18 protein-coding genes and 3 pseudogenes are annotated in these 25,697 nt (G+C 40.8%); 14 read left to right on the top strand and 7 right to left on the bottom strand.

Features of this window, described 5'->3' with window-relative positions; genetic code table 11:
* The first annotated feature begins 168 nt into the window (after positions 1 to 168).
* The gene (locus tag RRG12_RS21715) at positions 169 to 3,192 is read left to right on the top strand and encodes a DUF4394 domain-containing protein (protein ID WP_420760667.1); all 3,024 of its coding nucleotides are present in this window, start codon (positions 169 to 171) and stop codon (positions 3,190 to 3,192) included.
* Positions 3,193 to 3,644: 452 nt separating this feature from the next.
* Entirely contained in the window at positions 3,645 to 4,151 is a 507-nt protein-coding gene (locus RRG12_RS21710) for a DUF1993 domain-containing protein (RefSeq protein WP_420760666.1), read from the top strand.
* 592 nt (positions 4,152 to 4,743) lie between these two features.
* Here the strand turns inward: RRG12_RS21710 and RRG12_RS21705 are convergent.
* From RRG12_RS21705 to RRG12_RS21690, 4 genes are all read right to left on the bottom strand, one after another.
* On the bottom strand, positions 4,744 to 5,694 hold the full coding sequence (locus RRG12_RS21705) for an RpoD/SigA family RNA polymerase sigma factor (protein WP_420760665.1): 951 nt from the start codon (positions 5,692 to 5,694) through the stop codon (positions 4,744 to 4,746).
* Between the two features lie 90 nt (positions 5,695 to 5,784).
* The gene (locus RRG12_RS21700) at positions 5,785 to 8,031 is read right to left on the bottom strand and encodes an ATP-dependent RecD-like DNA helicase (protein ID WP_420760664.1); all 2,247 of its coding nucleotides are present in this window, start codon (positions 8,029 to 8,031) and stop codon (positions 5,785 to 5,787) included.
* A 281-nt stretch (positions 8,032 to 8,312) separates the two neighbouring features.
* Positions 8,313 to 9,311, bottom strand: coding sequence for a ParB/RepB/Spo0J family partition protein (locus tag RRG12_RS21695; protein WP_420760663.1), 999 nt, complete (start codon positions 9,309 to 9,311; stop codon positions 8,313 to 8,315).
* A complete protein-coding gene (locus tag RRG12_RS21690) occupies positions 9,254 to 9,871 on the bottom strand; it encodes a ParA family protein (RefSeq protein ID WP_163937133.1) in 618 nt (205 codons plus the stop codon). The genes RRG12_RS21695 and RRG12_RS21690 overlap by 58 nt, the downstream gene beginning before the upstream one ends.
* A gap of 981 nt (positions 9,872 to 10,852) precedes the next feature.
* Here RRG12_RS21690 and RRG12_RS21685 point away from each other — a divergent pair.
* From RRG12_RS21685 to RRG12_RS21645, 9 genes and pseudogenes are all read left to right on the top strand, one after another.
* A complete protein-coding gene (locus RRG12_RS21685) occupies positions 10,853 to 11,368 on the top strand; it encodes a hypothetical protein (RefSeq protein WP_420760662.1) in 516 nt (171 codons plus the stop codon).
* A gap of 415 nt (positions 11,369 to 11,783) precedes the next feature.
* A pseudogene (locus RRG12_RS21680) lies at positions 11,784 to 12,390 on the top strand (hypothetical protein).
* 5 nt (positions 12,391 to 12,395) lie between these two features.
* On the top strand, positions 12,396 to 12,686 hold the full coding sequence (locus tag RRG12_RS21675) for a hypothetical protein (protein ID WP_069074513.1): 291 nt from the start codon (positions 12,396 to 12,398) through the stop codon (positions 12,684 to 12,686).
* A 159-nt stretch (positions 12,687 to 12,845) separates the two neighbouring features.
* Complete coding sequence (locus RRG12_RS21670) at positions 12,846 to 16,055, top strand: DEAD/DEAH box helicase (RefSeq protein WP_420760661.1); 3,210 nt, start codon at positions 12,846 to 12,848, stop codon at positions 16,053 to 16,055.
* 5 nt (positions 16,056 to 16,060) lie between these two features.
* The gene (locus RRG12_RS21665) at positions 16,061 to 16,897 is read left to right on the top strand and encodes an SWIM zinc finger family protein (RefSeq protein WP_420760660.1); all 837 of its coding nucleotides are present in this window, start codon (positions 16,061 to 16,063) and stop codon (positions 16,895 to 16,897) included.
* A gap of 225 nt (positions 16,898 to 17,122) precedes the next feature.
* Complete coding sequence (locus RRG12_RS21660; protein WP_420760659.1) at positions 17,123 to 18,580, top strand: AAA family ATPase; 1,458 nt, start codon at positions 17,123 to 17,125, stop codon at positions 18,578 to 18,580.
* A 170-nt stretch (positions 18,581 to 18,750) separates the two neighbouring features.
* Complete coding sequence (locus RRG12_RS21655; RefSeq protein WP_256091383.1) at positions 18,751 to 19,353, top strand: hypothetical protein; 603 nt, start codon at positions 18,751 to 18,753, stop codon at positions 19,351 to 19,353.
* A 119-nt stretch (positions 19,354 to 19,472) separates the two neighbouring features.
* Positions 19,473 to 19,610: pseudogene (locus tag RRG12_RS21650) on the top strand (molecular chaperone DnaJ); the annotation flags it as partial.
* A gap of 13 nt (positions 19,611 to 19,623) precedes the next feature.
* Complete coding sequence (locus RRG12_RS21645; protein ID WP_420760658.1) at positions 19,624 to 19,815, top strand: hypothetical protein; 192 nt, start codon at positions 19,624 to 19,626, stop codon at positions 19,813 to 19,815.
* A gap of 48 nt (positions 19,816 to 19,863) precedes the next feature.
* On the opposite strand, the gene RRG12_RS21640 is transcribed toward RRG12_RS21645, so the two are convergent.
* Positions 19,864 to 20,244, bottom strand: a complete 381-nt coding sequence (locus tag RRG12_RS21640; protein WP_420760657.1) for a hypothetical protein — start codon at positions 20,242 to 20,244, stop codon at positions 19,864 to 19,866.
* Between the two features lie 167 nt (positions 20,245 to 20,411).
* Between RRG12_RS21640 and RRG12_RS21635 the strand changes: the two genes are divergently transcribed.
* Positions 20,412 to 21,263, top strand: a complete 852-nt coding sequence (locus tag RRG12_RS21635; RefSeq protein ID WP_069074519.1) for an Rpn family recombination-promoting nuclease/putative transposase — start codon at positions 20,412 to 20,414, stop codon at positions 21,261 to 21,263.
* A gap of 172 nt (positions 21,264 to 21,435) precedes the next feature.
* Here RRG12_RS21635 and RRG12_RS21630 read toward each other — a convergent pair whose 3' ends face one another.
* The gene (locus RRG12_RS21630) at positions 21,436 to 22,200 is read right to left on the bottom strand and encodes a hypothetical protein (protein ID WP_420760656.1); all 765 of its coding nucleotides are present in this window, start codon (positions 22,198 to 22,200) and stop codon (positions 21,436 to 21,438) included.
* 309 nt (positions 22,201 to 22,509) lie between these two features.
* Between RRG12_RS21630 and RRG12_RS21625 the strand changes: the two genes are divergently transcribed.
* Together RRG12_RS21625 and RRG12_RS21620 are read left to right on the top strand one after the other, a co-directional pair.
* On the top strand, positions 22,510 to 22,755 hold the full coding sequence (locus RRG12_RS21625; protein ID WP_420760655.1) for a hypothetical protein: 246 nt from the start codon (positions 22,510 to 22,512) through the stop codon (positions 22,753 to 22,755).
* 199 nt (positions 22,756 to 22,954) lie between these two features.
* A complete protein-coding gene (locus RRG12_RS21620; RefSeq protein WP_069074522.1) occupies positions 22,955 to 23,296 on the top strand; it encodes a hypothetical protein in 342 nt (113 codons plus the stop codon).
* Positions 23,297 to 23,457: 161 nt separating this feature from the next.
* Here the strand turns inward: RRG12_RS21620 and RRG12_RS21615 are convergent.
* A pseudogene (locus RRG12_RS21615) lies at positions 23,458 to 25,697 on the bottom strand (hypothetical protein); the annotation flags it as partial.

Raw genomic sequence — 25,697 nt, 5'->3', positions numbered from 1 at the left:
TAGTTCACTAAGCTGTTTAGCTCTGGATAACACATACCTAAGTCTAAAAAACTTGGACTTCTCTTCAAGGAATACCAACGGCAATCGAGATAGATTTTTATCAAAGCCTCAGTCCAGACGGTTGAGTCAAAGTTCATTCAAAAAATTATTAAGTAGATAAATTAAAACATGACAACAGCATATATTCTCAGTAATAACACTCTGATCTCGTTTGATACTTCTAACCCCGATAACCTTAACGCTAATATCCCCATTACTGGATTAGCGACAGGACAGAATTTAGTAGGTATTGACTTCCGTCCCCAAAACGGCAAACTCTACGGAATCGCTAGCGATGGTATGGGCAATGCCCAGCTTTATGCCATTAGTATCCAAACTGGGTTAGCTTTTGCTATTGGGACATTAGGGCAATTTGTTGATGGTGCCAGCAACCCTGTTGCAATTACAGGTTCCGACTTTGGAATAGATTTTAATCCAACAGTTGATCGCCTCCGCATTGTTACCTCCAATGGACTAAACTTTCGCGTTAATCCCAATACTGGGGCGGCGATTGATGGTAACTCATCCATAACGGGTGTGAATCCTGATGGTTCAATCAATGGTGGTACTACTACAGTCAATGCCACTGCCTATACAAACAGCGCCCCCAACGTTACAACGACCACACAATATACACTGGATTCAGTCAGTAATACACTATTCATTCAGAATCCACCCAATAATGGTACCCAGATATCGCCACTGGTAGTCACCCTTAATGGCACTCCTCTAGACTTTACTAGTGTCAATGGCTTTGATATCCCATCTGGTGTCAATGTTTCAGCATCAAATACTCCAGCCACTGGACAGGCATTTGCGGTTCTCACAGTCGGTAGTACAACCGGACTTTATGCAATTGAACTTTCTACAGGTGCTGCCACACTGATCGGAACGGTGGGTACAGGCACAGATCCAGTTCAAGGGTTTGCACTCCAAAACGAAGTAGTTTCTGCTGGCGTACCTTTGATTGGATTGACTGCCGATGGGACTCAACTCCTTCGGTTCAATAGTGCCAGTTCTGGAACAGTAACAACCGCCACGATTACTGGTGTAACGGCAGGTGAGATTCTAGTAGGCATTGACCTACGTCCAGCTACTGGGCAGTTATATGGACTGGGAATTAACGATGCAGCTAACACAGGAACTCTGTACCTGATTGATCCTCAAACTGGAATAGCAACAATAGTGGGTGCGGGAGCAGGGCAAATTGCCTTTGTTGACAATCTTGGCAGCCCTGTTGATCTACCCTCCGCTAACACTGGTTTTGACTTTAATCCAACCGTTGATCGTATCCGTGTCGTCACAGCTACTGGGTTGAACTTCCGCCTCAATCCAATTACAGGTCTCGCTGTTGATGGAAATCCCGGAGTAACAGGTATTAACCCAGATGGTGTAATTAATGCACTTCCCATCGGTTCTACAGGGATTTCTGCCACTGCCTACACCAACAGTTTCAATGGAACCACTACCACAACTCAATACACGCTAGACCCGACTAGCAACAGCCTGTTTATTCAGAACCCGCCTAACAATGGCACCCAAACAGTTCAATTGTCAGTTACTCTTAACGGTGCTGCACTAGACTTTACTGAAGCTAGCGGTTTTGATATTCCCTCAAATGTACGAGTTACTACATCAAATGCAGCAGCTTCAGGACGGGGGCTAGCAGCATTGAGCGTTGGGGGTGTAACTAATCTGTATGCGATTGAACTCGGCACAGGGGCTGCTACATTGCTCGGCCCCATTGGTAATGGTACAAGTTTAGCTGGTTTGACAGTTGCAGAATCTCCTACTGGCACAGTGGCATTTGGCAACCCTACCTATACTGTTGCTGAGAATGGCACAGCGATCGCGCTCGATTTAATTCGCACAGGTGGTTCGAGTGGTGCTTTCACAGTAGATGTGGCTGCTACAGGTGGAACAGCAACCGCTGGTTCTGATTATAATGATGGCGCACCTGTGACTGTAACTTTTGCTGATGGTCAGACTACTGCCACTGCCACCTTAAATATTACTGATGACAGCCTGGTTGAAGGCAATGAGACAGTTACACTGTCCTTAAAAAATGCCACAAACGGAGCTGTTTTAGCAGCACAGGATACTGCTAGCTTGAATATTACTGACAATGATACTGTTGGCACGATCGCGCCTAACTTTGCTGCTAACGGTAGTGCCATTATCTCTATTGGTAGCAACCTTCAAAGCCTTGTGCAGTTCTCGTTATCCAGCCGAAAGAATACCGTTGTCAGCGAGATCGTTGCTTTCACCGTTGATGACGATTTAGGTAATATCAATGGCGTTGCCCCTAATGCAACAGGCTATCTTGAAGCTGCGATCGCTCGTTCTCGTACCATCTTCTCCACACTCAGTAACAATCCTAATGGCTTTGGCGGTGAACTATCAAGTATTTTAGATTTTGGGTCAAATGCACGCTTCTCCACTTTATTGATTCAAAACGGTAGCCTTGATGAATTGCGAGCCGGAAAGATTTCTGTTAGCAGCGTCTTTTTAAGTAGCCAGACTTCGGTACGTGTTTCTAGTGCTACTGCCAGTAATTTCACCTTTGGCTTTGAAGATAGTCCCAACAGTGGTAACAATGACTTTAATGATATAGTGCTGGAGGTTAAAACGGTTAGCCAGAGTGCCTCAGCAGGATCAGCTTTGCAAGGGCAGAGTGAGGTGCTAGATTTGCGCTCTCTGACAGGACAAGTTAGTACTTCATTTACCGTCAACCGTGAAGCAGCTTTCGACAATTTTGTTGGGTTCTATCGCGTGGTAGATCAGAATGGTGGAATTGATACTAATGGCGATGGTACGGTAGACATTCTGCCGGGCACAACAGGTTACGCTCAAGCAGCAATAAGTAATCGTGTAACAGGAATTGACTTAAGTGTAAAAAACCAACAAACAGCAACCCTGTCTGGACAGTTTGTAGGTGGTTCTATTTTTGCTCCTTTCTTAATTGCAAATGCTTCAGTGAACGAGGTTGTTAATGGTCAAAAGTTGGATCAGGTATATTTCGCCTACCTTGGAGCAAATTCTGATCAAGCCGATCATATTCGCCTCCTCGGTAACAATACATTCGGCTTTGAGGATTTACGGGGTGGCGGAGATAAAGACTTCAACGATCTCATTGTGCGTGTCACTATCTAAGCCGATCAAAACAAGTCCTTTAAACCCAATACTTGTTAGGTTTTGGGGAAAAGGGGAAAGAAAGTTTCCAGCCTTATTAAGTAATACCTGCTCGGAAGCCTCATCAAATAGGCTCAACGAATCAGGATCGAAGAAATTTTCAATCTACTCAGACAAGCGCTCTTCTGGTATCAGATCCACTACCCGATCAAGGAGTAATAGTAGATATTTAGTTTCAAGCTCACTACGATTTTTTTTGAAGAACTCGTATATTTATAGGCATACAGTTTTCAATTTGTTCCTTAACTTCAGACTGGGCGGATTTTTCGATACAACCAATAATTCGCCAGCCCTTGCCAAGAATCGCAAATTAACAGATATAAACTTGCATTTGACACCAGATTATTGCCAATCTCCTCTAATATTAGATGGGTTAGCTCAAAGTCGTTTGAATTTTTTGTGGAGAAATATCAATGACCATTTCAATGTACCAAGCTTCAATACCCGTGTCTATTCGCGCACTGAATAACCTTGCAAATATTCTTGAAAAAGGTGCTGCTTATGCAGAAAATAAAAAAATAGATCCGAATGTCTTGATCAATAGTCGCTTATCCCCCGATATGCTTCCATTATCAAAACAAGTACAAATTGCCTCTGATATAGTAAACAGAGGTGCTGCACGACTAGCTGGGGTAGAAGCACCCAAGTTTGAGGACAATGAAACTACATTTGGTCAACTTATTGACCGCATTCACAAAACTATCTCTCAATTAAATACATTTAAACCTGAGCAAATTGACGGTTCAGAAGAAAAAGAAATTACCTTACAAATGCGTGACAATACTGCATCATTTCAAGGAATGCCATATCTCCTGTACTTTGTTTTACCAAACCTTTATTTCCATGTCACTACAGCTTATGACATTCTCAGGCACTGCGGCGTAGAACTTGGTAAACAAGACTTTCTTGGTCAGCCTTAACCAAAGCAATATCTAACGTCATCAATAGACTTCTTGCAGAAGTGGGTTAAAGGGGAAGGGGGAAGGGGGAAAGGGGTAAGAAAAAACCTTTACCCTTTAACCTTTACCCTTTTCCGCAAGAGTGCAAAAGTCACTTTTGCAAGAGGTCTTATCCTACATAAGAATGATGACGGCTGCTATCCTCAACTACAGATGCACTATTATCTGAGGCTGGGGCGAGGGCATTTTGCTAATCGTGACGTTAAACGACCTCTCGCCAATGGTTGAAACTATAGAAGATATTTTGGAGCAGATGTTATCAGAATTAATGAGATAGTATTTGACTATTAACAACTTCTGGCTTTATTTGTCGCTCATCTGAGCAAATTAAAAGGATTTTACAGAACCTATGCTAATAAAAAAACACATTAATCTTAATCTGGGAAGTTTTCTTAATCCTACAGAGAAATCGGAGAAGAAAATATGTTTAATGTCAATTCATTAGAGTTACTTTTTACCAGTTTGAGTTAGGTTTGGCGAATCAGCGCACTGCTTCATTCACCCAAGAGACAACAAATCACCCGGCTATGACTCCGCCTGAACTGTGGGTAGTTCATTCAAATAAATACTCTTGCATATCGTTTTGTCGATGGCGGAGAATACTTATAGCTTTAACCTGGATTTGACGAATCCGCTCTCGGCTGAGGTTTAGCTGTTGGCCAATCTGAGCGAGATTGAAATGCTGATCGTTCTCTAGCCCAAAGCTTAAAGTCAACACTTGACGCTGTATAGGTGTCAATGGTTCTAAGAATTTAGCTACGTCTTGCGATAGAAGTTCTTGGGTGAGCAGTTTTTCTGGTGAAGTGCTAACGTCTGCTAAAATTTCGCCCAATTCTGTTTCTTTCTCATCTCCGACTTGTTTATTTAAAGAGATGGCTGTTCGAGAGGCGGCGAGATATTCTCGAAGCTTATCTGTGCTTATGTTTAAGAGTGTTGCAATTTCTTCAGCAGTGGCATGGCGACCGAGTTTTTGAAAGCTTTCTCGCTGTACTTTCTTAATTTTATTAAGTATTTCAGTGAGATGAATAGGTAATCTAATAGTGCGCGATTGTTCTGCTATAGCGCGTGTAATCTCTTGGCGAATCCACCAATAAGCATAGGTCGATAGCTTATAGCCCCGGTTGGGATCAAACTTTTCTATACCCCTTTGTAAACCTATTGCTCCTTCTTGGATCAAATCTAAGAATTCCAAATTGCGGTTCTGGTATTTCTTGGCAACAGAAACTACTAGTCGCAGGTTAGCTGTTACCATTTTTTGTTTAGCTTTTTGACCAAGGTGTAGTGCTGCTCGGATTTGTGCTTCGGTTTTTTCAACAGCGTTGGCTAATTCTGTCATTGTTGGTTCGCGGTCTAGCTGTTGAGTGAGTTCATTTTTAGATTGCTCAATGGCAATCATCTGTTGTACCTGCCTAGCATAAGCGATTTCTTCCTCTGGCTTTAATAAAGGATACTGACCAATTTCTTGCAAATAGATGCGAACCATGTCGGAACTCAGGCTGGACATACAAACTTTTCGACTTTTTTAAACCAGGGGATTTAAAAGTATAAATCAAATAGCTCATTAAAATTTTCTATTTTGAAGAACCAAAACATATCACCAATGTAGCCCTGCCTGAAGTAACCTCTGCTGTAACCTTGTGTACCGCCGTTGGTCATCAGTAGAGCGCACTGCCAGAGATATCGCTTTTTTTGCGCCAACTACGATCGCTAACTTCTTGGCACGGGTCAGCCCGGTGTAAAACAGGTTCCGGGTCAACATCATGTAGTGCTGCATATAGATTGGCAGAATCACCACCGGATACTCTGACCCCTGGCTTTTATGAATAGAAATGCTCCAGGCAAGAGCAATTTCATTAAGGTCAGCATAATCGTAAACCACAGTCCGCTCACCATACAGTACTGTAACTTCCTGCTCGACAGTATCAATGGTGAGGATTATTCCCAAGTCGCCGTTGAAGACTTCGCGGTTGTAGTCGTTGGTTAGCTGAATGATGCGATCGCCCTCGCGTAACAAATTCCCACCTCTATTAATCTCTACCTTGCTGGGGCTGGGTGGGTTGATCAACTGCTGCAATACTGTGTTCAGGTTACGAGTCCCGATTACTCCCCGTGTCATCGGGCATAGCACTTGGACATCAGTGGCAGGATTAAAACCTAAGCGGGGAATTAAATCGGTAATCAACTCGCAGATTGCCTGTACACCATGTTCGGGCTGATGTCCGCCCCCATGCCAAATACAGTCGGACACAGGATTGTCAGAAATCGGTTCAATCGTCGGATAAATTCCTCGATTAATTTGGTGAGCAGCAGTGACAATGGCACTTGTTTGAGCTTGGCGGAATACCTGAGTTAACCGCACTACTGGCACGCAACCAGAATTAATCAAATCAGCGAGTATTTGACCTGGGCCCACAGATGGTAACTGGTCAATGTCACCCACCAACAATAGTAGAGCGCCAGCCAATACTGCTTTAACCAAGGAGTAAGCCAGAAACAAATCAAGCATCGAAGCTTCGTCAGCGATAATTGCCGTGTGGGGTAAAGGATTTTCGCTATCGCGCTTGAAACCCCTTGAGCGGGGGTCAAATTCTAACAAGCGATGAATAGTTTTAGCTTCCAGCCCAGTCATTTCACCTAAGCGTTGAGCAGCCCGTCCAGTGGGTGCAGCTAGAGCAATAGATTTACCCATTGCTTTCCACAGGCTGACAATGGTGTGAGTGGTAAAAGTCTTTCCAACGCCAGGGCCACCAGTGAGGATCATGATTTTGGAATAGGCTGCTGTTTCTACAGCTTGGCGTTGCTGTTCTGAAAGCTGAATTTTACGGCTAGCAGTAAAGCGGTCAATCCAATCACGCACGCGTTCAATGTCAGTGCCAACAGGTTTTTCCAAGCGTTGGCGTATCAGTTGAGCTAAATTCTGTTCCGTATGGAAGTAAGTCGGTTTGTAACAAAGTAGTGTTTTCTCTTCATCCCGCTCTCTAATCAGTTCATCTGTTAGAGCCATATCTTTGATGATTTGTGCAATTGCTTCTTCTGTGGGCTGATGAGATTCGGTTGTCAGTAGTTTTATTACCGACTCAATCAATTCGCTTTGTGGCAGGTAACAGTGCCCATCTTCGGCAGCTTCACTTAAACAGTGGATAATTCCTGCACGGTAACGAAATTCTGAATCCGGGGCAATTCTTATATTTCTCGCAATCTTGTCAGCAGTCAGAAAGCCAATACCGTAGATGTCGGCTGCCAACTGGTATGGGTTTTTGGTAACAGTGGCGATCGCCTCATCCTTATATTGCTTGTAAATCTTCACAGCATAAGTGGTAGAAACGCCATGCCCTTGGAGAAACACCATCACTTCTTTTATGGCTTTCTGTGTCTCCCAGGCATTTTTAATTAACTTAATCCGCTTTTTGGCAATACCCTGGACTTCAATCAGCCGTTCAATCTGGTTTTCGATAATGTCGAGCGTTTCTAAACCGAAGTGAGCAACAATCCGTCTTGCTGTGACTGGGCCTACACCTTTTATTAAACCACTACCCAAATATTTTTCAATTCCAGTGAGAGTAGCTGGTTTGGTTTCTTTGTAGTTGACTACTTGGAACTGTGGCCCAAATTGTGGATGGTCACGCCAGAAACCAGTTAGTTGTAAAGTCTGCCCTGGCTGGATGTTAGCAAAGCTGCCTATGATTGTGGTTAAGTCAGTGGCTCTGGCGCGGGTTAAGCGTGCCACAGTGTAGCCTGACTCCTGGGAATAAAAAGTGAGTCTTTCAACTACTCCAGTAATGGTTTCATGTTGGAGAGAAGCATTAACTTGCTGTTGGGAGTGGGCTGGGGTAGTGGACATTGCTTATTTAAAAATGCCGCACATTATTATAAGCCTGCAATTCTATCAATTGTAGTACATGAGTACTAAAACATATACTTTTACCGGATGTTTCTATAATAAATCTTCAGGCATCCATGAAAGCCCTTATCCACCGGACACTGGGCGAACGGGCTTTCATCCCCAGAAATATAAAAGTGTACAAACTCTCCTATCTAATTCGGAAGAGAGCTTTTATCTTTGGGATCTCTCTAAAACTCCAACTGTAAGCTGCCTTGCTAAATGACCCAAAATGTTTTGGGTCACTTTTCTTGTAAAAATTCTTCTATTTTAACTAGCAAGCTTTCCGCTTCTTGGAGTTGATGTGGATCTTTTTCAATATTTTTCAGAGCTTTTTTGAATTGCTTGTAAGCACTATCTAATCTAGTTCGGATAGGGTTTTCTGAACTTGGTTTAAGAGCTTTAACCCTTTTTTTAATTTCAGCAAGTGAAAGATTGTTGGCAATTGCTTCCCATAAAAGTTCTTGCCTGATACCAGGGTCGTCGATTTTTGCAATCTCTATTCCTTTGGTGTATTCAATTTTTCCTTGACGAACAGCTTCCAGAATTTCTTGAGGTTTTTTTAACAAAGGAAGCCTAGTTTTAACAAAAGATTCCCAGGTAATTCCACCACAAAATGCAAAGACTGCTTGAATTTTGTCAAACTGAGGATGATCTAAAACGCTTTGAATACCTGAGCGACGTTTGAGATTATCTATTTGATACAGCAGACTTATAGCTTCTTCAACAGTTGCTTCAATTGCTAAAGAAAGGAGTTTCAAAGTACCATCTAAATCTTCTAAGGCACTAAAATCTCGACGATTTTTGTTTTCTGCAAGTGATGCTTTGAAAGCTTCAAGGTTATTCCAGTTAAAGATTCTGACAGGAAGTGGATCTATTTCTGCAAACTCAGAACCATGATAGCGGCGTTTTCCAGCAACAAGTTCATATTCATCAGGCAACGTATTACTTAGTGGACGAACCCATAATGGAGAGTGAATACCATTCGGTTTCAGGTCATTTAGCGCCCAAGCTTTTAGTTCATCCTGGTCATAGTAGTAGCGCACAGGCTGTCCACCTGGCACAAAACTGAAACTTAGATGAATTTTACTACGGGGTATCCATACTACTCCTGAATCCTTGCCTAATTCATTTGGAATGATCTCGCTCTCGTCCCTATCAGGAGTAAAGCTTAAAATCTGTTTTAGGTTAGCAAGTCTTTGATTGGTTCCAGCTTTGCTAGTTCCTTCCAATCTTCCCATGCTTTTTTTCCTCCTCTTTTAATTTCATAAATTGGCTTCCCTTCGGCAGATGCATGTTCATAAACTTTCAACCGTTGAATCCCTTGTTCTAACACAGGTAAACCTTGTTCTCTAAGGGTATGAAAAGCGATTTCCCCATCCGGCTCTGATGATGGAGGTACAACAGTTAATAAAACAGAATATTTAGTTTTTGGTGGAAAACTTTGAACCATCATATTTAAAGCACTCATTGAGAGAGCAGAAGGAGTTGTAATAGCTAAAAGCAAATCACATCCGTCAACTAGCTCTTTAATCTCAGCAGAACTTGGTCGTGCAGGAGTGTCAATGACAATAAAATCAAAGTTCTCTTTTGCCATTATTCGGTTAGCTGTATTTTCTGTAGCAACTTGAAAGGGTAGATAGCCGCGAGATCCCCAAACGGATGCTGAACGATTAGGATCATAATCAATGAGCAAAACTTTATATCCTTTCTGTGCGAACAGGCAAGCCAGACACACTGCTGAGGTAGTTTTGCCCACACCCCCTTTAAAAGCAGTCAGTGTTACAAATTTGGTCGCCAAAATTCTGTTTCCGTTACTCGTGAATGAAAAGATTCTACCTTGCTCTAGTGAAGTTGTTTACTTAATTAGAGACTTTATAGATATTTGTGCTGCTGACCCAAAACGTTTTGGGTCATTCTATATACAACTTCAACAACCGGAGTCAAGTAGAAGCCTGATGATCGTACTACTAATGATTTATCACTTGTGATTAGAATGTCTTAGCTAACAGGCTGATACCACGAGATTATTTTACCTAAAACGTTAAGGATACTTTACTTATTAAGTAATGCCACAGCCTTCAAAATAGATAAATTGACAGTTAAAATACGATTGTTCCACAGTTCGGGTAAGTTCAGTTAAACAGAAATGTCAATGAAATCTATCCAACGTTCATCCAAACCACTTTTTCCCTCAGCCAAAATCCAACAACTCAAGCCGAAAGCCTGAACTTGTTGCTTACCGACCAGTAGAGCAACCCCCGGTTACACTTCAGGCAGACCCAACTCCCAGTGATGAGTCGCCATCAGTAGAGTAGCAAGCCCAAACGGTGCCTCCTTTTCACGTCAAAGAGGAAGGTTTCTAAGAAACCGCAACATTTAGAAAAAGGCAAAGCCAAACGTATCTCCCCTGACAAGAAAAAATCTAATTCACTGCAACAGCCCCAATTAACACTTTGAGAGGATGAAGAGAGTTACCGCCAGAGCGCTGTCAACATATCCAATTTTTAGACTGCGACAAACAAGTGGGGCGCGTGATATTGGAGTGTTGGCACTGTCACCAGGGAATAATCAGCGAGTACACTGGTGAACCTGTGATGGGAGAATACAAAGGTCGTCCTTCACTAATCAGGTAGAAATCCAATGCCCCAGCTGTGAGGAGACGGCTATCAGATTAACAACGGGTAAGGTGCTTTTGACAACAGCGATTCCTTCTCCTTGGCAGTAATGATAGTACACACCAAGAGCAAGAGTGATTGGTGAAACATATTCACGATTGATAATGCAAAATTTGAAAGTTTTACCCTTAATAATAACTGCACTAACCGCAGTGACATTAACTAGTTGCAGTACTACTACTGTTCAACAGTATGAAGCTACAGCACTCACCAGTTACACCTGGCAAGTTAAGTATGCGAATAACCTAACTAGTCAACCACAACCACGCATTGAAAACTTTGCTAATACTTCAGTGGTGAATCGGAATGGAGTAAAACCACCAGGAGCAGTTGTTGGGCCAGACGACCGTGGGCTATGGTGGCCTACTTTACCTCCGCGGCCAAGTGTTGATGAAGTTGAACAACGTAAAAAATCTCAAGAAGAGGCAGGCAAACCTGAATTGATGAAAGATGTTCAGTACAAACTGACCTATGGAGTGGGTAATTCTCAGAACACGCTACCTACTAACTATGAAGTTTATCGACAAGTGGTAAAAGCTTACCCCCAAAAAACTCCTTTGCAATTGACTTTGGGTGTAAATGATAATTCAGTTGAGAAAGCTGAACCTGTAATCAAGTAATAACGCACTCATTACTTAGTTAGCAAGAAGTTAAAGATCAAAACTGAATTGCTTTTCAACAAAAAATTGACAGTAAAGTATAAATCAAAAAGTCAACGATGATCTAAATTAATTTTTGCTGCGTTGATAAAAAGATTTCAAAAAATCCTGTTGGGGGCTATATGGGGGCTATATATACCCCAATAATAGCTCAAGGCTTTGGTGAGATTTTGACCCCTATATAGGGTGCATATAGGTGCTAAATGGGGTATATTTGACTGGTTAATATTTTGTACCCCATTTAGCCCCCAAGGGGTTATGATAAGCTCTTGAGATTAGGCAAAAAAGGGGAAGTTATTTTATTCTTCTTTCTCTTGCTCTTGCAGATCACTTGAACAGATAATTTTCACAAATTAAAGTGTATTACTTGAAGCCTATGTCAAACATTCACACGTTACAAAAAATTTTTCCTGCGGGTTTCGATAATGGTTACGGAAGCCTAAAACTTTTAGTCGATGGCTTTGAAGTAGTTCGTGTCCCCAGCTATATAACTAATGCCGAGATGGAAGATGTACCCGGACGAGTAGTTTTTAACGGTACTGCTTATACAGTTGGAGAGTCTGCGAGAAGTTCACACTGCTTACCCTATAGGTGTAGAAGTTCTCATCGATGATATCTCCCAAAAAATGAAACATTTGAATGGCGGAAAAATCGGGGATGCCTCCAAAATCCGATTTTGTTTGGAAATGGGGCATACTCGATACAGTCGTGACATCGATATCAAAGATATATACAGTGCAAGTTTGAAAGATTGGTATGAAAAATACTTGAAGAAAGTGGTGAATCTGACACTTGATGCCAAGCACCAGGGGGATGAAATCTGGGCGATTGGTGGAGGCTGTCTCTTACCAGGATTTAAGAAGCTGTTGGAGAAAAACGGCTTCAAAATCCTGGACAATCCGGTAGAAGCCAATGTCTTTGGGCTTTTAGAGATGGCAAAGACCATTTCTGCCAAGAATTCAGCATCTACATCTATTAAGTGATCGCAATGGCAGACAAACTTGACTTAACCCCAGAAAAAGTTCGGATCAAAGATAGCTACCGTGAGCGGATATTTGCCGAATCACAGCAACTAGGCAAGAGTTACCTAGAGACGCTCTACTTTATTATTGATTGTTATTTTGCTTTCAGAAAGGGTGCATTTCCCACACAACAAGTAGCTTTCACGCCGACTAATACTGAAGATAACAAACTTATTCAGCCGACTCAAGAGCCATCTATTATCGAAAACCAAGAGGATTCTGATGACCAAACCTTCACTCTTGATTTTGAGTTGTAAGGGAAGTATGGGACTGCTGCTTCTATAGTGCGTAAGTCAAGCGATCGCACGATAGCGTCATCGCTTTCTTTTGCATAAAGAAAATAGTTCTAGCACCTCTGTTTGCTAAAGTAATTCTAAGGCGCGTGAATTTCCAAAGAATCCAGAGGCATCACAAATATGAGAATACTTCATGGCACCTGGATACCAAACGAGGAAACTGACTTTATTCAGTCAGGGTCTTTTTACTTGTGGGTAGAAACTCAATTATCCCAAAAAAGTCACACCAATAGTCAACAAATTCATCCTGGACATTTGGTTAAATCCGAATTAATCGCCTTTTTAGTACAGGAATTGGGAATTAAAGAACACAATACTCAATTTGTCCAACGCATATCTCCTAAATACTTTGCCTTACCAACCACCAATAATCAGCCCCTACCCTCACCAGAATTAACCAAATATTTAGAAATTGAGTTGACTGATAGCTATGAAGAATTCCAATATTGGCAGATTGATTGTTATGAAACAGTAGTATCTACCAAAAATGTCACAGCACTTAATATTATCAAACTACTTAAAGATATCCATTTTTTAGCAATATATAATGCCCAGAAGTTTCAAATTGGTTCAGATTTATTATTTTGGTATCATTACACTCAAAGTTTTAAACAAGTAATCCTCAAAGACCAATTTATTCCCGCACTAAAATATCGACAGTTATCATCGGAAAATCCGAAGAAAAAAGGCAAAAGCAAGACTGATAAGGCAGCATTTGAAATTTATGCCACCTGGGAAATTATTTCCGAACAATATGAAGCAAATATTCTTAAATATATTGACTATATGCCACTAATATGTGTGGCAGGTAAAGCAACAGTTAGTTATCCTATTGAGTTTTTTGATCGAGAAACACTATTGCGTCACTTTTCCGAATATGTACTTGACGATTTAGTGACTCATACCCCATCAACAGCCGCTTTTGACAAACAAATTGCTGATTCTCTAATTGAATCTTGCTTTTATCCTCGTCAGCATAACCCACTAACAACAAATACTGCCCTTGAGGAATATCGGCAATGGTTGATGTGGAAAACCAAAATTACCCGCACTCAAGCTGATTCACCTTTTCATCTGTGCTTCCAGTTACATTCTCCTGATAATGAACAAATAGACAATTGGCAAATTCAATTTCTAGTAGCCAGTAAACAAGATCCATCCTTGAAGTTAGCGTTAGCAGACTACTGGACAATGAATCAATTTACCAAAACTGGCGTACATAAAGATTTTGGTAAAGATTTTGAAACAAATTTACTGCTGAATCTGGGGTATGCAGCCAGGATGTATCCCAAACTATGGCTTGGGTTGGAAACAGCGAGTCCAATCGCAATGCAAATTACCTTAGATGAAGCATTTGACTTCCTTACTGAAAGTGCTTGGGTACTGGAAGACTCAGGATTCAAAGTAATTGTACCTGCTTGGTATACTCCGGCAGGTCGTCGTCGCGCCAAAATTCGCCTCAAAGCATCGGGTAGCAAACTTGCTGCAACGAAAGGGGAAACAAAAAGCTATTTTGGCTTAGACTCACTGGTGGAGTATCAGTATGAGTTGGCAATTGGGGAGCAAACTGTCACACCTATTGAATGGGAACAACTGATTAATGCTAAAACTCCCCTAGTGCATTTTCGCGGTCAATGGATGGAATTAGACCGGGATAAAATGCAGCAGTTACTCGAATTTTGGCAGTCCCACGGTAACGAACAACCCCAGATGACCTTACTGGAGTTTCTACAACGCAGTGCTGAATTGGGGTCAGAATGGGAAATTGAACATGACGAAGCTTTGTCAGAGATGATAGCAAAGCTACAAGATAAAAGTCGCCTAGAACCAATTTCTGAACTTGATAATCTGCAAGGCACACTCCGAGAATATCAAAAGCGTGGTGTTTCCTGGCTACAATATCTAGAAAACTTGGGATTAAATGGCTGTTTGGCAGACGATATGGGTTTAGGTAAATCCGTGCAGGTGATTGCCCGATTAGTGCAAGAGAAGGAGTTACATGAAGCTCTGAAAGTAGGAGGAAAAATTACTTCTTTATCTGCCCTGCCCACACTATTAATTGCTCCGACTTCTGTTGTTGGCAACTGGCAGAAGGAAATTGCCAAATTCGCACCTCATTTAAAAACTATGGTGCATCATGGTAGCACTAGGCTACAAAATCTAGCTGATTTCAAAGCTGCTTGTGAACAAAACGATGTGATAATTAGCTCCTTTACTCTAGTCCGCAAAGATGAAAAGTTATTGAGCGGCATCGAGTGGCAACGTTTAGTACTGGATGAGGCACAAAATATTAAAAATCCGAAAGCTGCCCAAACTAAAGCTATTTTAAAATTAAGAGCTAAACATCGGCTGGCATTGACAGGCACTCCTGTAGAAAACCGCTTACTGGATTTATGGTCAATTTTTAATTTTCTCAATCCTGGTTACTTGGGTAAAGAAGCCCAGTTTCGGAAAATTTTCGAGATTCCGATTCAAAAAGACAATGACCGTGTGAAATCTGCCACCTTGAAAAAACTGGTAGAACCTCTAATTCTGCGAAGGTTAAAAACTGACCAATCTATTATTAATGACTTGCCAGACAAAGTTGAACAAAAACTTTACACTAACCTGACCAAAGAGCAAGCATCGCTTTATGAAGTGGTGGTACTAGATGTAGAAAAACAATTGCAATCAGCAGAGGGAATTCAACGCAAAGGATTGATTCTTTCAACCCTGATGAAATTGAAGCAGATTTGTAATCATCCAGCCCAATTTCTGCAAGATGGGAGTGATTTTTCACCACTACGTTCCCACAAACTCAGTCGGTTAGCAGAGATGGTTGAGGAGGCAGTTGATGAAGGAGAAAGTTTACTTATTTTTAGTCAATTTACGGAAGTGGGTGAAAAGATTGAAAAACATCTCAAACATAGTCTGCATTGCAATACTTACTATTTGCATGGTGGCACTAGTCGCCCACGTCGAGAACAAATGATTACCGAATTTCAAGACCCAAATACAGAACCATCGGTTTTTATCCTTTCCTTGAAAGCAGGGGGCGTAGGTATCACCCTCACGAAAGCCAACCATGTCTTTCACTTTGACCGTTGGTGGAACCCAGCAGTTGAAGACCAAGCAACTGACCGTGCTTTCCGTATTGGTCAAAAAAAGAATGTCTTTGTGCATAAATTTGTTGCCATTGGAACTCTAGAAGAGAGAATTGACCAAATGATTGAAGATAAGAAAAAACTCTCTAATGCTGTTGTTGGTAGCGATGAATCTTGGCTCACCGAATTAGATAATGAAGCCTTTAAGCGGTTGATTTCATTGAATAAGAGTGCAATTTTGGAGTAGATATTATGGCTAAATTTAGTCGAACTTGGTGGGGCGATCGCTTTATTCAAGCACTAGAAGCTTTTACAGATGATAACCGACTCAAAAGAGGACGGTCTTATGCTAGCGGTGGTAAAGTCAAAAGCTTTGAGATTGACTTAAATAAAATTACTGCCAAAGTCAGAGGCTCAGTTAATCCCTATTTTGGAGTCTACAAAGAACCAACTTATAATATAGAGATTCAGATTACACCTATTGCTAAAACCCGTTGGAATGAAGCTATCCAAAAGCTTTCTTCTAAAGCCAGTATCATTTCTCGATTGCTTCTAAATGAAGTCCCGGAAAATATTGAAGATACTTTCTCTCATTTGGGACTACATTTATTGCCCCATAGTAGTAAGGATTTCAAAACTAAATGCTCTTGCCCAGATTATGCTAATCCCTGTAAGCACATTGCTGGAGTTTACTATTTAGTGGCTTCTCAATTAGATAATAATCCCTGGTTGTTATTTGAATTACGGGGATTATCGAAAGCAGAACTTCAAGCCAAACTAGCTGATTCTCCTTTGGGAAAAGCTCTATCTGAGGAATTGAATACTAAAGAAATTCCTTTAGAACTTTCTAATTCGCTGTACACTAAGCTAGAAAAGCAATCTCTTAACCAAATGCCAAATGCCAGAGAATTTTGGTTAGGTACAAAGCGATTACCACAAACTATTGAAGTGGCGACTCCAAGTAGTATCTGTGCAATTTTGATTAAGAAACAAGGGGATTTTCCTGATTTCTGGCACAATGATGCTTCCTTTATTGAAACAATGGAAGAACTGTACCAGCGAGTCAAAACCAAAAATCATCAGTTCTGATTTCAGCGCTGATAACGACATCGTAAAGTAATTTCTTTTTAGATGTTAATTGCCGTTATAATTTTTTACCTTGAAAAAGCATACGCACATATTTTATGCCTTGAAAAACTCCACTTCTGAAGACGTATTTAATAATGGATTTATTTGACCAGCATCTTACAAAAATAACCGAAGAAGAAGCACCACTGGCGGCTCGGATGCGTCCCCGGACACTCGATCAATTTATTGGTCAAGACCAATTTTGATACCATCAGTGCTTTTATCAAAAGCTTACGGGGTTCTGACCCAGATGCAGCACTCTATTGGCTGGCCAAAATGGTTTATGCAGGTGAAGACCCGCGTTTCATTTTCCGGCGGATGTTAATTCTTGCTAGCGAAGATGTCGGATTAGCTGACCCACAAGCAGTTGTCGTTACAAATGCTTGTGCTGAAGCATTTGACCGCGTGGGAATGCCAGAAGGACGTTATCATTTGGCGCAGGCAGTACTTTATTTAGCGACTGCACCAAAATCCAATAGCATTATGGGATTTTTTGATGCTTTAGCCGCAGTAGAAATTGAAAATGTTGCAGAAGTCCCTACTCACCTTAAAGATGCCAATCGGGATAAAAAAGGTTTTGGGCATGGGGCTGGTTATCTCTATCCTCACGCTTACCGAGATCATTGGGTAGAACAGCAATATTTACCCAAGAGCTTGCAAGGTCAATTGTTTTATCAACCATCAACCCAAGGTTATGAACATCAAATCGCAACACAAGTGGCACGTCGTCGAGAAGCTCAACTTGCCGCAATAGTAGAAGGTATCGGTGTTGCACCAATGGAAGTCATGACTTATGGAACTGTTGACCGAGCAGATGAGCGCTGGTTGCAACGCACACTTTCTCAAGTCAGTACACAATTAGCATCTGTGCGCGATCGCATTTTCAATTTTGCTCAATTACAACGTCATCACTTAGTATTGGATCTAAATACCGCCACTGGTTTACTTACTTGGGAAGCAATCCGGCAAGTTCCTGAAGGTGGGGTTTATGCCTGTGTTCGCAATCGCTCTGATGCCAATGCTTTAAATGAACTTGCTGCGGCACTTCCTGAAACAATGCGACCAATAGTTTTTACTGCATCTGTTGCACAGATACCTGCTATGCTGGCATCTCTTGCACCAAATGTACAGTTTGACTCTATTATTGGGCGCAATGTACTAGCCTCGGAACTAGACAAGGGACTTGCTGCTCAAATTTTAGCTCAATTGCTCCCGCACTCAGTCAAGCTTATTTTAGCTGAGACAGTACCTCGTCATACCCAAAGGTTTTACCGCTTACTGCCCAGCCAAAATTTAGATGCCCAATTGTATAAGCGATTAGTTTTAGCGGAAGAAGCTATTTATACAGATGTCTCTGACCCCATGCTTAACTGGGACGCTGATGATTTGCGTCACGCTTTTGCCTCAAATGGACACTGCGTACAAGTAGTTCTTCAGCAGTATTTGACACCTATGCACATCTCTGATAATTTTATCAAGCGTTTATTTGCTGCTAATCTTAATCGACCAAGTTATGCAGATCGTCTGGCTGCAAATTTGACCAGTGAGGAAATAAATATTATTAAAAATTTATTTGTTCGTTACTTACTCAACCAATCCGTTAATTGGTCAAGCACTGTGGCATTTTTAAATATTAGCGCATGAACATAATAGGCTATCAAATCACAGTCATTTATAATTATGATTTTCACTCCTGCAATTACTCGGAAGTACGTCTTGATCAAGACGGAGAACTGAAGCTTAGGTAATATTTTTTCTTGCCTTCGCTTTATTTGTAGATGAGTATGAACTGTTCAAAAGGATTTTAGAGAATTATGCCAATTAAAAAACACATTAATCTGAATCTTGGAAGTTTTCTTAATACCGCAGATAAAAAGATAGTTGTCAATTTAGCTAGTGAAGATATTTTAACTTTAATCACGCAAGAGTTAAAAACTCGTTACTCTCCAGAAACTCAAAAACAAGCCCTTGAAGGAAGTTCTCAGCTATTACCTGATTTTGTATTACAAGAATTATTAAAGCGCCAAGACCAGGTAGTAAACGTTAACCCCGATACCTTGATAGTGGTTAACTGTCAAATAGCAGAGGTAGAGGTCGATGACTTGGGATTTGATTTAAATGTCGAAGCATATTTTGTAATTAGAGATGCTAATGGTCAAAATCATTTTCGCGCTAATAGGATCGGACTTTGGTCAAATATATGGGGTGATGAAGAACGGCTTTTCGATTTAGAAGATGAACTAGGTGAGCAATTCTGGACAAATTATCAAATCCAATTGCTTTTTGATGAAAAAAATCAGCAAACAATCGAGCTAGAAATATCACTTACAGATGACTATGAAGCAAGATTACAATTTTACCCTTCTTTTCAAAAGTTTTTACCATCCATAGTTCCCTTTACGGATAATGACTTTTAAAATCCGCGATTAAACCAGAATACGCCTAGCAATTATGGCAGTCCAAGATGTGTCTTTTTTCGCATTCCCTAAGTAAGGCGACAGTTCTATTTTAAACTTTAAACTTACATACGTGTTTCATGCCTCGAAAAACTACAGTTCCATCGCAATCAATTAAAGTAACTCCGCTAGCTCTGTCTCAATTACATATCCGCTTAGAGTTTCTAGAAAAACAACATCAATCACTACTCAAACAGATCAAGAAAAAGCGCACAGAAAGGTATTGACGCTATGACTGATATGGTAGAAACAATTGACAATCAAATTAACGTCGTTTCTGAGATTCGGGATTTTGTTAAAGGCTTTAAAGAAAAGAAAATCACTATTCAAGAATTTCTTGATGGCCCAGTTTCTTTGCGCTCCACGGACGAGTCAATTATGGAAGATATTCTTGAGCAAATGTTGTCCGAGTTAATGAGATAGTAGTTTAATTATTATTGAATAATATTTGAAAATCCTAACGTAACAGGATTATTCAAAAACTCCTGCTCTTTCAATAATAAACCATTCATGATATAAAACTGCTAAAAAAAATCCCTCTCCCTTCAAGCGATCGCATACCGCCATAAATCCAGAGAAAAAAGGATCATCTTCATAGGTAGTATCAGACAGAAAAACAGTTACAGAGTTGTTATCTATACTCCAGATACACCGAATTATGGTGATATTAGGATGATGTGATTTATCTACAGGTAATAATATCGGGCATCCTTGAACTGACAAAAAGTCTGGCTGTTCATATCTGAGAACTGATTCCCAATCCTCTGGCCCTTCATGTTTCTCAATAATCCTATCCCATCTAACTGCCTTAATTTTTTCTAGGCTTTCTGCTGATAAGTCTGATAATTTCATAGCTTGTATCTCATGAAGTCTGTTTTAATGGCTAATATACATAAATCAGATTATCATCTCTTTATTCTAGTGGATTGCAGAGATATTTAGTATATGCGATACTGAGCTTTAGTAAAAATCTTAACCTGAAAATAGAATGATTCTTATGAAAGTTAAAGATAAATATTATGATTGACCACGACCGCCTTTTCAAAGAATTATTATCTACGTTTTTTATTGATTTTCTTGATTTGTTTCTACCTCAAGTAGCCAGCCAAATAGATCGTAATTCCATCCAGCTTTTACCCCAAGAAGTATTTAATGATGTCACTTCTGGCGAAAAGAAGGAAATTGATTTACTGGCGCAGGTGCGTTATCAACAGCAAGATACTTGTTTTCTAATTCATGTTGAAAACCAGTCTTACACTGAAACAGCCTTTGCAAAGCGGATGTTTAAATATTTTGCGCGCCTACATGAAAAGTATGATTTACCGATTTACCCAGTTGTAATTTTTTCTTTTGATGAACCCAAACGCGCCGAACCCCAAAATTATCGCGTCACCTTTGGAGATTTAAAAGTGCTGGAATTTCAGTTTGTAGCAATCCAGTTGAATCGTTTAAGTTGGCGCGATTTTCTCACGCAGCCAAATCCGGTGGCGGCAGCATTAATGTCAAAGATGAATATTTCCAAGCAAGAACGTCCACAGGTGAAGGCGGAATGTTTGCGGCTGCTGGCGACCTTAAAATTAGACCCAGCAAGGATGCAACTAATTTCTGGGTTCGTTGATACGTATTTGAGGCTCGACGATACTGAGAAACAGGTCTTTCAAGCGGCAATCAGTACAATGGGATTAGATGAACAGGAGGAAATTATGGAGATTGTTACAAGTTGGCAACAGGAAGGCGCTCAAAAAACAAGAGAAGAGATTGCATTAAATTTACTCAAAAGAGGAATGATTGTGCAAGAAATCTCACAAGTCACGGGTTTAAGTCTTGAACAAGTTCAGCAGTTACAAGCTCTTCTTTCTCAAGAAAATTAATGTCAGTTGTACAGATGGGTGAACAAGAAAATGAGTGCGATTACCCTGACAGCGAATCGCACCCAAAATCTTATTCAAACCACAACAGAATTAACAGACTTTTTATAGGAAAAACCCCAGTAAGGGCAAAAGCGAATTTTAACAGACTTAATCGGTTCATTACAGCACAAAGTTACTCTTCCTCATCCTCATAATCTGCATAATCTGCATAGTCTTGACCGTGTTTTTCGTACCACAAACGTTCTTGCTCTTGAGCCGCCTCTCGCTGTATCCTTTTCCGTTCTGCCATCTCTGCTTCTAGGCGTTCTTGCGCTAATTTCTCCTTCTCAATTCTTTCTTTCAAAAGCCTTTTCCGCTCTTGGGTTTCTTGCTCTACCCTCTCCCTCTCAAGTCTGATTAATCGCTGCTCGATTCGCCAACAGTAAAAATCTAATGCTTTACCCGTCGCGGCTCCAACTGCACCACCGACTAAAAAGATCAGTCCAGTTTTCCAGCCTTGAATAGGGCCACCACTCCACTCTAAACTTTTTTGATTCAGCCACACCAACACAGAGAAGACAAAAATTCCAAACACTGAGTTGATAAGCGCAAAAATCCTGGGTGTTATCTCAGTCTGTCGCAGTATTAGCCACTGTCCCAGCCAAAGTATTGCACCAAAAATCACCGCAGCGATCGCACTCATGACAACATGATCTGGATATCTGAACGGATCTAGTGTCATGTTAATAATCAATGGCACAAATATCAGCAGACAGAGCAAAAAGCCAATGAATAAGCCAGCAACACTTATCAGGCTCCAGTAGCGACCGAGATAACCGAGGCGGAATTCTAGTATCCACTCTTGTACTGGAAGCATTGTTATGTAAAACGCGATTCCTGCACTAACGTAATCGAGCATTGGCAGTTGTTTTACCTTTGTACTTAGCATATTTGGCATAGTAGGGTATCCGCCGAGAGGTCTATGTGCAAAATCGGACACGTCGTAAAGTTTGGTAAAGTTTATTATCAAAAACCTTAATTTACCGTTGTTTCAGCCTCGACCTCAACTTGACCATTCAAATGAAAACATTCCCTAAAAGGGTTATTTATGGGCAAGTTTTAAGGACAAAAAGGGGTGGAAGCTCCCTCTGGAAAATCACCACTCAACGCCGACGATCGCTACCCTCGACATATCTACCTTGCCTTTATCTGTAACCGTTTATCATAAAGCTAGCTATTTGACAAGATATTTGTTATACTTATTTACATGAACAATGATTTCGACTTCAAATCTCCTGAGCTATTTGGTTCTGTTGTTTTCAGACCTGATTTTAATAGCTTTAAGACTATCAATGCTTCCCAAGCTTGGTCTTTATTCTTTACAGGTGGTAGAGAAGACAAAAAACTAGATTCTAACCCTCGAATAGGTCTTTTCTTTACTAGTATTTTGCTAGGTCTTAGTGTTTCTGGGTTCGCCAGCGCACTGATTACCCGGACAATATTTCCTGTTTAAGTGCTTGACTAGTAGCTAATACGAAGTATAACTCAGAACCACCAACTTCTTGGTGGTTCAAATTTTTAGTATGTCTTCACTAATATCTGAGTAACGCCATAGTTTCGGCTAACCTACAAATCTTTTAAAGTCTGACTAGCCTTGAGGATATCAGGACAAATATTCATCTAAAATTTGGCAATTTAATCTAGGAGAATTCATGTTAGACTTTAACACCTTGACGGTATTCTCAAGCACTTACTGCATTGGTATTTGTGCTTTTTTAATCCCAGCCAACCTAATTGCTACCTCGTTAACAATAGGTTTGACATTATTGTGTCGTCCAGCTATTGAGATTTGGCGAAGTGCTGCAATTGCCAGTACCTTTGCTTTATTAATCATACTGCACGTATTTGCTTGGTTCATGATTGGAGTTGTCATGGCTCCCACATACATTTTATTGGGACTAGGAAGCATCTGTCTGGGAGCAAATTTCGGAGCAATTCTCCTATACAAACGCTTTGCAAATGCTTATGTAGCGATGAAAGTTGAATTTTCCTAAGCTCCATATTCCAAGCTCCTGAATTTATTCATGGGGTTATTAATTACGGATTACGTAAAGCCTGCGGCATAGCTTTGCTTAGAGCGTAGCGGGGCGCAGCCCATTAGTAATTACGAATTGGAGCAAAGCAACTTGGCTCCTGGCTGCTGAATTCTTCAAATCTATCTTTGTAAGTCTACTTGTTGTATTTGAGATTTAGCTAATATTTTATCAATTTGAGTATTAACATCTTCAAAAGTCTGTAATATCTGTGGAGTTAGTTTATTAGTCTGTACCTGACCAGATTGCAAGTTTAAAATTACCTCCCCATTTTTCTGCGAAATAGTTAAATCTCTCTGCTGGGTATTGAAAGCCAAGTCATAAATTCTCCCTTGGACTTTAGTACCATTTTCATCAGATTTACCCCAGGCCATGCCAATCTTTTGAGCAATTTGAGTGAGCCGACTGATGGCTTCAAGTTCAAATTTATCTTTATTCATTACTGTCAATGCTTCGGCTGATAATTGCTCACCAGCTTTAAACCCATAAGCCACTTCTACAATGCGTTTTTTGTAATTTTCCGACTTCCCTAACTTATCTGCGGCATTATACCAATTTCTCAAGTCATCAATAGTAACTGATTGAGTTTGGACTGTTTGGTTGGGTACGGCTCTGTTTTGTGGTTCAGGAAACGGGACTATAAAACCCTCCACATAATCCCCCAAGGGTTCAAGATGTAGCCCCCAGACCTGCCCTTTGCCCGTGAACAGTTCTGGTAATGCCTTGGGTGAGTGCTTTTCCATATCAGCCCACTGCTGTTGATAAACGGGGTCAGCAATCATATCAGGTGTGATTTGATACTGCTTACCGACTCGAAAGGCGACTTGCTTATCAATGCCTGTCGCCAGAGCAATATCCCCTTCCTTAAACCCATACTGTTTGTATGGTTGATAAGCTCTGGTGGTATGAGTTCTGCCGTATCCGCGCATGGCATCAATGCAAGTATTTACAGGTAGTGGGTTCGGCTCACCATGCATCATTAAAGGGTAGTTCATCGGAATCGGTTTGCCTTTAATGGCTATTGGGGCGACATTTTGAATATCTTGGTTTGGGTGGAATTGAGCGCTTTGTTGAGGCGGGGATTGTGCTGATTGAGATGGAGGTTTCAAAAACTGTGGTCGTGTGGCAAAGGAGTTAACTCTTTGTTGATAGTCACCATCCGATTCAATAATTGCCCCAAATTTATTGGTCATGTTCTCCAAAGTTTTAGGGGGAATTGAACTGCTGACTAAGTGAAATACTGCTAGACCTTTTTTAGTTTCCCTGATAACATCTTCTGTTGGTACTTGCTCCCATTCAACTTTTTGAGCAGTTAACCATTTAGTCACAGTCTCAGCTTTCTGGTTGTCAACAGCCAAGCCCATGACTCCAAGTTTTTTGTTTGATTCTATAGAAAATAAGAAAGTAGGACGCTCTTTAATATGATGGAGAATTTTAGCACTACTCTCAATCATCTCTTGTTGTTCAGAATTAACTGATTGAGTCCCAAAAGCCTGAAATTCCTTCGTCCAAATAGTAGGATATTCAACGGTATTAGGGTCAATTTGAGCGCAAATCACAGAAAAATTACTTTCAATAATAGCGTCGGCGGGTGTAAGTTGTCCGGTTTTGAGTAGTCCAAGCTGTCTAAGCGCGTCTTTGTCTTTTTTAAAGTGCAATACTCCCAAGGGTTCACCATTGAGAAATACTGCATCTCTAGTTTTTAAAGGTGGCGTTTCGATAGTCAGTTTTCGGTAATCTTGATCATTGAATGTCTGACCAGAAAAATCATAAAAGTTAATTTTATTAATTTTGAGGAGATTCCCATTGGGAGACTCACCCAGCACAAAAGCTTGATCTCCAGTTTCAGAAATTGACTTGAGCTTTAATTTTAGGGGATTACCATTTTTGAGATAATTAATTTCTTTTAACTGTTGGCCAGAATCACTGTCTAACTCACCCAGGGTTTTGCCATCAAGTTTGATTTTTACTGTTTTGTCAGCCACCGACACAGTGCCAAATTCTAAGTTTACGGGTTCGGCGTTAAAAACAAGTCCTGCATAAGAGAAGTTCTTGAGTTCGCGGATAGTAATTTCAACTGGCTCGTTTCCTGGCAGTCCAATAGTTGCTTTGGCAGTAGCAGGTTCTACCCCAACCATACAAGAGAGCGCTTTCGTTCCAATGGGAAGCTGTGCGGTTCTGGTTCCTAACATGGCGAATTCCTTGTATTCGCCGTCACTATCCTGGACAAATAACAATCTGGAAACATGGCGCTCATGCCCAACTGGGTGGTGAGAGGCTCTGATTTCTATCGGGTGTTTTTCGGTGGGATTCCAGTCTCGACCCAAAAATTGATTCGCTCCATTCAAAAGTGTGACTAACT

It is taken from the genome of Nostoc sp. CALU 546, assembly GCF_048836525.1.
Note: the sequence above shows the minus strand (reverse complement) of the source record. Positions and strands in the feature narration are given on the sequence as shown.